This is a genomic window from Actinoallomurus sp. NPDC052274 (assembly GCF_040679475.1).
Taxonomy (GTDB): Bacteria; Actinomycetota; Actinomycetes; order Streptosporangiales; family Streptosporangiaceae; genus Actinoallomurus; species Actinoallomurus liliacearum.
Window position 1 is genome coordinate 76,091 of sequence record NZ_JBFAUT010000035.1, and the last position, 10,961, is coordinate 87,051.

General features: G+C 69.3%; 10 protein-coding genes. All 10 read right to left on the bottom strand.

The features are described 5' to 3' along the window. Positions 1-17: 17 nt before the first annotated feature. A complete protein-coding gene (nuoL, locus tag AB0K82_RS27070; protein ID WP_364402019.1) occupies positions 18-1,949 on the bottom strand; it encodes an NADH-quinone oxidoreductase subunit L in 1,932 nt (643 codons plus the stop codon). 19 nt (positions 1,950-1,968) lie between these two features. After that, positions 1,969-2,265: an NADH-quinone oxidoreductase subunit NuoK gene (nuoK, locus tag AB0K82_RS27075; RefSeq protein ID WP_364401989.1), complete on the bottom strand. Its 297-nt coding sequence runs from the start codon at positions 2,263-2,265 to the stop codon at positions 1,969-1,971. Then, positions 2,262-3,092 carry an NADH-quinone oxidoreductase subunit J gene (locus tag AB0K82_RS27080; protein ID WP_364401992.1) on the bottom strand — a complete coding sequence of 277 codons (831 nt, stop codon included), beginning with the start codon at positions 3,090-3,092 and terminating at the stop codon, positions 2,262-2,264. The genes nuoK and AB0K82_RS27080 overlap by 4 nt, the downstream gene beginning before the upstream one ends. Beyond that, complete coding sequence (nuoI, locus tag AB0K82_RS27085) at positions 3,089-3,616, bottom strand: NADH-quinone oxidoreductase subunit NuoI (RefSeq protein WP_345352330.1); 528 nt, start codon at positions 3,614-3,616, stop codon at positions 3,089-3,091. Before nuoI ends, AB0K82_RS27080 begins: the two co-directional genes overlap by 4 nt. Continuing rightward, complete coding sequence (nuoH, locus tag AB0K82_RS27090; RefSeq protein ID WP_364401995.1) at positions 3,609-4,955, bottom strand: NADH-quinone oxidoreductase subunit NuoH; 1,347 nt, start codon at positions 4,953-4,955, stop codon at positions 3,609-3,611. Before nuoH ends, nuoI begins: the two co-directional genes overlap by 8 nt. Then, on the bottom strand, positions 4,952-7,420 hold the full coding sequence (locus AB0K82_RS27095) for an NADH-quinone oxidoreductase subunit G (protein ID WP_364401998.1): 2,469 nt from the start codon (positions 7,418-7,420) through the stop codon (positions 4,952-4,954). Before AB0K82_RS27095 ends, nuoH begins: the two co-directional genes overlap by 4 nt. Then, entirely contained in the window at positions 7,420-8,724 is a 1,305-nt protein-coding gene (gene nuoF / locus AB0K82_RS27100) for an NADH-quinone oxidoreductase subunit NuoF (RefSeq protein WP_364402000.1), read from the bottom strand. Before nuoF ends, AB0K82_RS27095 begins: the two co-directional genes overlap by 1 nt. After that, positions 8,721-9,392 (bottom strand): NADH-quinone oxidoreductase subunit NuoE, encoded by a 672-nt coding sequence (gene nuoE, locus AB0K82_RS27105; RefSeq protein ID WP_364402003.1) that lies wholly within the window; start codon positions 9,390-9,392, stop codon positions 8,721-8,723. Before nuoE ends, nuoF begins: the two co-directional genes overlap by 4 nt. Further along, the gene (locus AB0K82_RS27110) at positions 9,389-10,735 is read right to left on the bottom strand and encodes an NADH-quinone oxidoreductase subunit D (protein ID WP_364402006.1); all 1,347 of its coding nucleotides are present in this window, start codon (positions 10,733-10,735) and stop codon (positions 9,389-9,391) included. Before AB0K82_RS27110 ends, nuoE begins: the two co-directional genes overlap by 4 nt. Beyond that, a partial coding sequence (locus AB0K82_RS27115) for an NADH-quinone oxidoreductase subunit C (RefSeq protein ID WP_364402009.1) occupies positions 10,732-10,961 on the bottom strand: 230 nt, incomplete at its 5' end. The genes AB0K82_RS27110 and AB0K82_RS27115, both read right to left, overlap by 4 nt.

Here is a 10,961-nt window from a genome sequence, read left to right on the forward strand (position 1 = left end):
GGAAGTCGTGGCGACCACTAGATCCTCACCAGGAACAGGGCACCGATGACGAGTGCGGCGCCGACGAACATTGACAGGGCGTACGAGCGGACGAAACCGGTCTGCACGCGCCGGACCCGGCCGGAGGTCCCTCCGATGAACGCGGCGAGGCCGTTGACGATGCCGTCGACGCCGCGGTTGTCGAAGTAGACCGTGAGGCGGGTGAGCCACTGACCGGGCCGCATGAGCAGCGACTCGTTCAGCGCGTCGCCGTACAGGTCCTTGCGGGCGAAGGTCACGGCGGGGTTGCCCGCCGGGGCCGTCCGCGGGATCGGGCGGCGCAGGTACTGCACGTACGCGAGGCCGATGCCGACCACCATGAGCGCGAACACGATCCCGGTGTACGGCGTGATCAGCTTGTGCGCCTCCTCGGGCTCGCCCACGACGGGCGCGAGGAACTTCGCGAACCGGTCGCCGGCGATGAGGAACGCGCCGCCCGCGATCGAGCCGATCGCCAGCAGGATCAACGGGACCGTCATGACCTTCGGGGACTCGTGCGGGTGGACGTCCTCGTCCCAGCGCGGCTCGCCGAAGAACGTCATGAACATCACGCGGGACATGTAGTACGCGGTGATGCCGGCGCCGAGCAGCGCGAGCCAGCCGAGGACCTGGCCGGACGTGCCGCCCTTCTCGAAGGCGGCGTCGATGATGCCGTCCTTGGTCCACCAGCCGGACAGGCCGGGGAAGCCGATGATCGCGAGGTAGCCGAGGCCGAACGTCGCGAACGTGATCGGCATGACCTTCCGCAGGCCGCCGTACTTGCGCATGTTCACGTCGTCGTTCATGGCGTGCATGACCGAACCGGCGCCGAGGAACATGCCGGCCTTGAAGAAGCCGTGCGCGATGAGGTGCGCGATCGCGAAGACGTAGCCGGGACGGCCGAGGCCCGCGGCGAGCACCATGTAGCCGATCTGCGACATCGTCGAGCCGGCGAGGGCCTTCTTGATGTCGTCCTTGGCGCAACCGATGATCGCACCGGCGAGCAGCGTCGCGACGCCGACGATCGTGACGAGCAGCCGCGCGTCCGGCGACAGCTCGAAGATCGCGTGGGAGCGGACGATCAGGTAGACGCCCGCGGTGACCATCGTCGCCGCGTGGATGAGCGCCGACACCGGGGTCGGGCCCTCCATGGCGTCCAGAAGCCAGGACTGCAGCGGGAGCTGGGCGGACTTACCGCAGGCACCGAGCAGGAGCAGCAGGCCGATCGCGGTGATCGTGCCGTGCGACGCCTGCGAGGCCTGGCCGAAGACGTCCTGGTAGCTCAGCGAGCCGAAGGTCGCGAACATGATCATGATCGCGACGGACAGGCCGAAGTCACCGACCCGGTTGACGATGAACGCCTTCTTGGCCGCCGTGGCCGCGCTCGGCTTGTGCTGCCAGAACCCGATCAGCAGGTAGGACGCGAGACCCACGCCCTCCCAGCCGATGTACAGGCCCACGTAGTTGTCGGCCAGCACCAGCAGCAGCATGGCCGCCACGAACAGGTTGAGGTAGGCGAAGAACCGCCGCCGGTCCGGGTCGTGGGCCATGTAGCCGATCGAGTAGATGTGGATCAGCGAGCCGACCCCGGTGATCAGCAGAACGAAGCTGATCGACAGCGGGTCGACCAGCAGGTTCATGTCGACCTTCAGGGAGCCGGCCGAGATGAAGTGGAAGAGGTGCACCACACGGCTGCGCCCCTCCCCGTCCTGACCCAGCATCTGGAAGAAGGTGAGGACGCCGACGACGAAGGCGCCCAGGGACATCGCGGTGCCCAGCAGGTGGCCCCACTTGTCGGTACGGCGCCCGCTCAGCAGCAGGATCGCCGCGCCGGCCAGCGGCAGGGCGATCAACAGCCAGGCGACGGACTGGACGCCCTCGGCCGCCTGGGGGTGGAGTTCCGGCCCACCGGCGGCAAGAACAGCGTTCATCGTGGTCATCGGGATGTCCTCAGTACTTCAGCAGGTTCGCGTCGTCGACCGACGAGGACTTCCTGCTCCGGAAGATCGTCATGATGATCGCCAGTCCGACGACCACCTCGGCCGCGGCCACGACCATCACGAAGAACGCGATGATCTGCCCGTCGAGGCTGCCGTGCATGCGGGCGAAGCTCACGAACGCCAGGTTGGTGGCGTTGAGCATGAGCTCGACGCACATGAAGACCACGATGGCGTTGCGGCGGATGAGCACGCCGACCCCGCCGATCGTGAACAGGATGGCGGACAGAACCAGGTAGTGGCCCGTCACTGTTCCTCCTCCTCGATCTCGACCGGCTTCTCGATCACGGCCTTGACCGTCTTGGTCCCCTCACGGGCGACCGCCTCGGGCGAGGCGCCGTGCAGGTCCTCGTGCTCGCCGGTACGGCGCCGGGCGATCACCGGGCTGACCGACAGCTCCGAGATGCTGCCGTCGGGCAGCAGGGCCGGCATGTCGACGGCGTTGTGGCGGGCGTACGTGCCGGGCGGCGGCAGCGGCGAGACGCGGTCGCTCTTGATCCGCTCCTTCGACAGCTGCTTCTGCGTCGGCTTCGGACGCAGCCGCTCACGGTGCGCCAGCACCATGGCGCCGAGCGCCGCGGTGATCAGCAGGGCGCTGGTCACCTCGAACGCGAAGACGTACTTGGTGAAGATCAGCCGCGCCAGGCCCATGACGTTGCCGCCATTGGCGTTGGCGTCCTTCAGGCCCGCGGTCTTCGGCAGCGTCGCGTGGCCGAACCCGACGAACAGCAGGACGGCGAACGCGATGCCCACGATCGCGGCGAGGACGCGCTGGCCCTTGATCGTCTCGACCAGGGATTCGGTCGAGCTGACCCCGATGATCATGACGACGAACAGGAAGAGCATCAGCACCGCGCCGGTGTAGACGATCACCTGCACGAACGCCAGGAACGGCGCCTCGTTCACGGCGTACAGCACCGCGAGCGAGAACATCACCGCCGCCAGCATCAGCGCCGAGTGCACGGCCTTCCGCGTGAGGATCATGCCGAGGGCCGCCCCGACCGAGACGATCGCGAGGATCCAGAAGATCGCGCTCTCGCCGGTCTGGTGCGCGCCCGCGGCCACTACCCCGGTCATTTGGCACCGTCCTTGGAATCGCTCTTGGCGCCGAGGCGGTAGTAGTCCTCCTCGGTCTCGCCGAGACGCATCTGGTGCGGCGGGGCCTCCATGGCCTCGGTGAGCGGCGCGAGCAGCATCTCCTTGGTGTAGATGAGGCTCTCGCGGCTGACGTCGGCGAGTTCGTACTCATTGGTCATCGTGAGCGCCCGGGTCGGGCACGCCTCGATGCACAACCCACAGAGGATGCACCGCAGGTAGTTGATCTGGTAGACGCGGCCGTACCGCTCACCCGGGGAGAACCGCTCCTCCTCGGTGTTGTCGGCGCCCTCGACGTAGATCGCGTCGGCGGGACACGCCCATGCGCACAGCTCGCAGCCGACGCACTTCTCCAGGCCGTCCGGCCAGCGGTTGAGCTGGTGCCGGCCGTGGAAGCGCGGTGCCGTCGGCTTCTTGACCTCGGGGTACTCCACCACCTCGGTCTTACTGAGCATCTGGTGGAACGCGACGCCGAACCCCTTGATCGGGTTCAGGAAATCAAGCACGGGTGGCCTCCGCGGAGTTGGGCGCACGGCCGTTGCCGACGCCGTGGTAGTGCGGCGCGTCGAGCGGCGGCACCGGGAAGCCGCCCGCCATCGGGTCGTGCTCGGCCGCGGCCTCCGCCTCCTCCGGCTGCGCCTCGCTCGCCGAGACCCGCTCCCACAGGAACGACCCGATGAGCAGGAGGAAGACGACGATGGCGGCGACGATCATGATCGGGCCGACGTCGTGATGCTCGTTGCGCAGGGCCCGCACCACCGACACGAACAGGATCCAGCCGAGCGAGACCGGGATGAGGACCTTCCAGCCCAGCTTCATCAGCTGGTCGTAGCGGACCCGCGGCAGGGCCGCGCGCAGCCAGATGAAGAAGAAGGTGAACATCCAGATCTTGATCAGGAACCACAGGATCGGCCACCAGCCGGAGTTGGCCCCGGACCAGAACCAGGTGATCGGCCACGGCGCGCGGTAGCCGCCGAGGAACAGCGTCGTGCACAGCGCCGACAGCGTCGTCATGTTCACGTACTCGGCGAGGTAGAACATCATGAACTTCAGCGACGAGTACTCGGTGTGGTAGCCGGCGACCAGCTCGCCCTCGCCCTCGGGCAGGTCGAACGGGATACGGCCGGACTCCCCCATCATCGTGAAGATGTAGATGATGAACGACGGCAGCAGCAGGATCGCGTACCAGGACGGCGTGTGGAACGTGATCCCGGCGACCTTGAACGCGGTGCCGTGCGCCTGCGCCGCGACGATCTCGGAGGTGGACAGCGTCCCGGCGAACAGGAACACCGCCACGAACGACAGGCCCATCGCGATCTCGTACGAGATCACCTGAGCGCTGGAGCGCAGACCGCCGAGCAGCGCGTACGGCGACATCGACGACCAGCCGGCGAGCACGAAGCCGTACACGCCGATCGAGGCCATCGCCAGCGGCAGCAGCACCGCGACCGGCAGGTCCGCGAGCTGCAGCGGCGTCTTGTGGCCCGCGATCGAGACGACCCCACCCCACGGGATGATCGAGAACGACACCATCGCGGGCGCGGCGGCGAGGATCGGCGCGAGGAAGAAGACGACCTTGTCCACGCCGCGCGGGACGATGTCCTCCTTCAGCGCGCCCTTGATGCCGTCGAACAGCGCCTGCAGGATGCCGAAGGGGCCGGCGCGGTTCGGACCCGGACGCAGCTGCATCCGGCCGATGATCCGGCGTTCCGCCCAGACGGTGATGAGCACCGTCAGCAGCAGGAACACGAAGATCACCAGCGCCTTGAGCACGATGATCCACCACGGGTCGTGCCCGAAGTTGTTGAGAGTGGCTCCTTCGGCAAGGGTGTGCGTGTCGCTCATGCGACGCTCCCGTTCTGGATCTTCACGACCGCCCCGGCCGAAACGCCCAGGTCCCGGTGGACCGCGCAGCCCGGGGAGTTCTCGGGGAGCCAGACCACGCGATCCGGCATGTCGACGATCTCCAGCGGCAGGGTGATCTCGCCGTGCGCCGTGGCCACGGTGACCTTCCCGTCCGCTGCGATCTCCGCGGCGGTGGCCGCGCTCAGCCGCGCGACCGGCGTCTTCGCGGTGCCCGCGAGGTACGGCTCGCCGTCCTGCATCCGGCCCGCGTCGAGCAGCATCCGCCAGGTGGCCAGCCGCGCCTCGCCCTTGCCGGGCTCGGCGGGTACGGCCGCGGGCACGCTGGGCAGGCTCGGCCGGTCGCCGCGGAACGCGCCGAGCGCGGCCATCTCACGGCGGGCCGCCGCCGAGTCCGGCAGGCCCAGGTGGACGTCGAGCTGGTCGGCGATGGCGGCCAGCACCTTCAGGTCCGACATCACGCCGGGGGTCTTCAGCACGACGTCGAACTGGCGGCCGCGGCCCTCCCAGTTGACGAAGGTCCCGGCCTTCTGCGTCACCGTCGCCACCGGCAGCACGACGTCGGCCCGGTCGGTGACCGCGCTGACCCGCTGCTCCAGGCTGACGATGAACGGGGTGTTCTCCAGGGCCTCGAGCGCTCCGGCCGGGTCCGGCAGGTCGTACGGGTCGACGCCGCCGATGAGCAGCGCGTCGATCCCGCCGTCCCGCGCGGCGGCGAGGATGCCCGTCGTGTCGCGGCCCGGCGTCGCCGGCAGCGAGCCGACGGTCCAGGCCCGGGCCACCTCGCCGCGCGCGGCGGCGTCGGCGACCGGACGGCCGATCGGCAGCAGGGTCGGCAGCGCGCCGGCCTCGACCGCGCCGCGCTCACCGGCCCGGCGCGGGATCCACGCGAGGCGGGCGCCGGTGGCGGTCGCGAGCCGGCCGGCGGCCGACAGGGCTCCCGGCACCGCGGCGAGCCGCTCACCGATGAGGATGATCGCGCCCTCGGCCTTGAGCAGCTCGGCGGCGGCCTTGCCCGCGTCGTCCAGTGCGCTCCCGGTGATCAGGTCACCGAGGGCCTCGGCCTCGGCCCCCGGCGCGGTGGCCAGGAGCGTGCCGGACAGCTTGCGCAGGCCGCGCGTGGCGTACGGCGCGACGGAGTAGACCTTCAGACCCTTCTTGCGGGCCGCCTTGCGGAGCCGCAGGAAGACGATCGGCGACTCCTCCTCCGGCTCGAAGCCGGCCAGCAGCACCGCCGGGGCGTTCTCCAGGTCGGTGTAGGACACCGTGATCGGCCGGCCCGCGACGGTCGCGGCGAGGAACTCGACCTCCTCGGCCGAGTGCGCGCGGGCGCGGAAGTCGATGTCGTTGGTGCCGAGCGCGATCCGCGCGAACTTGCTGTACGCGTAGGCGTCCTCGAGGGTGACCCGGCCGCCGGTCAGCACGCCGGCCTTGCCGCGGGCGCGGGCCAGGCCCTCGGCCGCGACGCTCAGCGCCTCCGGCCAGGACGCCGGCTCCAGCACGCCGTCCTCGTTACGGATCAGCGGGTGGGTCAGGCGGTCGGGCTGGGTGGCGTACGTGAACGCCCACCGGCCCTTGTCGCAGTTCCACTCCTCGTTGACCTGCGGGTCGTCACCGGCCAGGCGGCGCGTCACCTTGCCGCGCCGGTGGTCGGTGCGCTGGGCGCAGCCGGAGGCGCAGTGCTCGCAGACGCTCGGCGTCGAGACGAGGTCGAACGGCCGGGAGCGGAAGCGGTACGCCGCGCCGGTCAGCGCGCCGACCGGGCAGATCTGCACCGTGTTGCCGGAGAAGTAGGACTGGAACGGCTCGTCGGTGGCCGCGCCGACCTGCTCCTTGGCGCCGCGCTCGAACAGGTCGATGAACGCGTCGCCGGCGATCTGGTCGGAGAACCGCGTGCAGCGGGCGCACTGGATGCACCGCTCACGGTCCAGCAGGACCTGCGAGGACAGCGCGACCGGCTTCGGGAACGTCCGCTTCGTCTCGACGAACCGGGACTCGCCGCGGCCGTTGGACATCGCCTGGTTCTGCAGGGGGCACTCGCCGCCCTTGTCGCAGATCGGGCAGTCCAGCGGGTGGTTGATCAGCAGCAGCTCCATCACGCCGTGCTGGGCCTTGTCGGCCACCGGCGAGGTGAGCTGCGTCTTGATCACCATGTTCGGCATGACCGTGGTGGTGCAGGACGCCTGCGGCTTGGGCATCGGCCGCCCGTTGCCGGCGTCCGGGATCTCCACCAGGCACTGCCGGCACGCGCCGACGGGGTCGAGCAGCGGGTGGTCGCAGAACCGCGGGATCTGGATGCCGAGCAGCTCGGCGGCCCGGATGATCAGCGTGCCCTTCGGAACGCTGATCTCGAAGCCGTCGATCGTGACCGTGACCAGGTCTTCGCGCGGTACACCCCCAGGGTTCTGGGGAGAGGCCGCCGAGCTGCCGCTCACTGTAACTGTCATCAGCGGTTCGCACCTGCCCACGCGGTCGAGGCGGCCCGGTCGAAGGGACAGCCGCCCTGTTCGAAGTGCTGGATGTACTCGTCCCGGAAGTACTGGATGGACGAGGTCACCGGGCTGGTCGCGCCGTCACCGAGGGCGCAGAACGACCGGCCGAGGATGTTGTCCGACAGGTCCAGGAGGGTGTCGAGGTCCTTCTCGCTGCCCTCGCCCTTCTCCAGGCGCTTGAGCATCTGCTTGTACCAGTAGGTGCCCTCGCGGCACGGCGTGCACTTGCCGCACGACTCGTGCGCGTAGAACTCGCTCCACCGCAGCACGGCCCGTACGACGCAGGTCGTGTCGTCGAAGAGCTGCAGCGCCCGGGTGCCGAGCATGGAGCCGGCCGCGCCGACGGACTCGAAGTCCAGCGGCACGTCGAGGTGCTCGTCGGTGAACAGCGGGGTCGAGGAGCCGCCCGGCGTCCAGAACTTCAGCCGGCGCCCGCCCCGGATGCCGCCCGCCATGTCGAGCAGCTCGCGGAGCGTGATGCCCAGCGGCGCCTCGTACTGGCCCGGCCGGGTCACGTGCCCGGAGAGGCTGAAGATGCCGAAGCCCTTGGACTTCTCGGTGCCCATGGAGGCGAACCAGTCGGCGCCGTTGGCGATGATGCCGGGAACACTCGCGATCGACTCGACGTTGTTGATCACAGTCGGGCCGCCGTAGAGGCCGGCCACCGCCGGGAAGGGAGGCTTGAGCCGGGGTTGACCGCGGTAGCCCTCGAGCGAGTCGAGCAGCGCCGTCTCCTCGCCGCAGATGTACGCGCCGGCGCCGGAGTGGACGACGAGCTCCAGGTCGAAGCCGGAGCCGAGGATGTTCTTGCCGAGGTAGCCCGCCTCGTACGCGTCCGCGACCGCCTGCTGGAGGCGGCGGATGACGTGCAGGACCTCACCGCGCACATAGATGAAGGCGTGGTTCGCGCGGATCGCGAACGAGCTGATGATGATGCCCTCGACCAGCACGTGCGGGTTGGCCATCATCAGCGGGATGTCCTTGCACGTGCCCGGCTCGGACTCGTCCGCGTTGACGACGAGGTAGTGCGGCTTGCCGTCGCCCTGCGGGATGAAGCCCCACTTCAGGCCGGTCGGGAAGCCCGCGCCGCCACGGCCGCGCAGCCCGGAGTCCTTCACCGCCTGGATGATGTCGTCCGGGTTCATGCCCAGGGCGGTGCGGAACGCCTGGTACCCGCCGGCGTTCTCGTAGCCGCGCAGCGTGAACGAGTCCGCCTGGTCCCACGACTTGGTGAGGATGGGGGTCAGAGTCGTCGTCATTTGGTGGTCTCCTCGGGCTCAGGAGCGGTCCAGCCCTCGCGCTTGGCCAGCTCGAGGCCGCGCAGCGACTCCGGCCCGGCCTGCACGCCCTCGCCGGCGCGGCCGTCGTTGAAGCCCGCGAGCACCCGCGACGCCTGCTTCCAGGAGCACACCGAGGACGGGCCGCGGGTCGGCGCGACCGGCTTGCCGGCGCGCAGGTCGTCGACGAGCTGCTTGGCCTTCTCCGGCGTCATGTCGTCGAAGAACTCCCAGTTGACCATCATCACGGGAGCGAAGTCGCAGGCCGCGTTGCACTCGAGGCGCTCGAGGCTGATCTTGCCGTCCTCCGTCGCCTCGTCGTGACCGACGCCGACGTGCTCGGACAGCTCCTCCCAGATCTGGTCGCCGCCCATGATCGCGCACAGCGTGTTGATGCAGACGCCGACGTGGTACTCGCCGACCGGCTCACGCTTGTACTGCGTGTAGAAGGTCGCGACGCCGGTGACCTGCGCGGGCGTGATGCCCAGCATGTCGGCGCAGAACTGGATGCCGTCGTCGCTGACGTACCCGATCTCGGACTGCACCAGGTGCAGCATCGGCAGCAGCGCCGACCGCGTCTTCGGGTACCTGGCGATGATCTCTTTCGCGTCGCGCTCGAGCCGCGCTTGGACCTCTGGCTCGAAGCTCATCGGTCGACTCCCCCCATGACCGGGTCGATACTCGCCACCGCGGCGATGATGTCGGCGACCTGGCCGCCCTCGGACATCGCCGGGGCCGCCTGCAGGTTGGTGAACGACGGGTCGCGGAAGTGCACGCGGTACGGGCGGGTGCCGCCGTCGCTGACCGCGTGACAGCCGAGCTCGCCGCGCGGCGACTCCACCGCGGCGTACACCTGGCCGGCCGGCACCCGGAATCCCTCGGTCACCAGCTTGAAGTGGTGGATGAGGGCCTCCATGGACTGGCCCATGATGTGCGCGATGTGGTTCGGCGAGTTGCCCATGCCGTCCGGGCCCAGCGCGAGCTGCGCCGGCCAGCCGATCTTCTTGTCCTGGACCATCACCGGGCCCGACTTGGCCGAGCCGGAGCTCAGCCGGTCGAGGCACTGCTCGATGATCTTCAGGGACTCTTCCATCTCCGCCATGCGGACGAGGTAGCGGCCGTACACGTCGCAGCTCTGCTGCGTCGGCACGTCGAACTCGTACGTCTCGTAACCGCAGTACGGCTGGGTCTTGCGCAGGTCCCACGGCAGCCCCGCGGAGCGCAGGACCGGGCCGGTGACACCGAGCGCCATGCAGCCGGTCAGGTCGAGGTAGGCGATGTCCTTCGTCCGCGCGACGAACACGGGGTTCGCGTCGAGGAGCTTGCGCAGCTGCTTGAGCCGGCCCTTCTCCCGCTTGACGAAGTCGCCGATCTTGTCGATCGCGCCCGGCGGCAGGTCCTGGGCGACGCCGCCCGGCCGGATGTAGGCCATGTTCATGCGCAGGCCCGCGACCATCTCGAAGATGTCGAGGGCGTACTCACGCTCAATGAACCCGTTGAGCATCACGGTGGTTGCACCGAGCTCGAGGCCGAACGTCGCGATGGCGACCAGGTGCGAGGAGATCCGGTTGACCTCCATCATCATCACCCGGATGACCTGCGCCCGCTCGGGGACGTCGTCGGTGATGCCGAGCAGCTTCTCCACCGCGAGGCAGTACGCCGCCTCGTTGAACAGCGGCGCGAGGTAGTCCATGCGGGTGCAGAACGTGGTCCCCTGGGTCCACGTCCGGTACTCCATGTTCTTCTCGATGCCGGTGTGGAGGTAGCCGATGCCCAGCCGGGCCTCGTCGACCGTCTCGCCGTCGAGCGTCAGGATGAGCCGGAGCACGCCGTGCGTCGACGGGTGCTGCGGACCCATGTTGACGACCATGCGGTCCTCGTCGCCGGACGACGCTGCGTCCACGACCTCGTTCCAGTCCTGGCCGTTGACGTTGTAGACGGTGCCCTCGGCGGCCTCGCCCGTGCCGTAGGCGTCGTAATCCGTGGCGGTCATACGTACGACCTCCTTTCGTCGGGCGGGGGCACCTTCGCTCCGCGGTATTCAACGGGGATCCCGCCAAGGGGGTAGTCCTTGCGCTGGGGGTGGCCCTGCCAGTCGTCCGGCATCATGATCCGGGTGAGCGCCGGGTGACCGTCGAAGACGATCCCGAACAGGTCGTACGTCTCGCGCTCGTGCCAGTCGTTGGTCGGGTAGACGGCGACGAGCGACGGGATGTGCG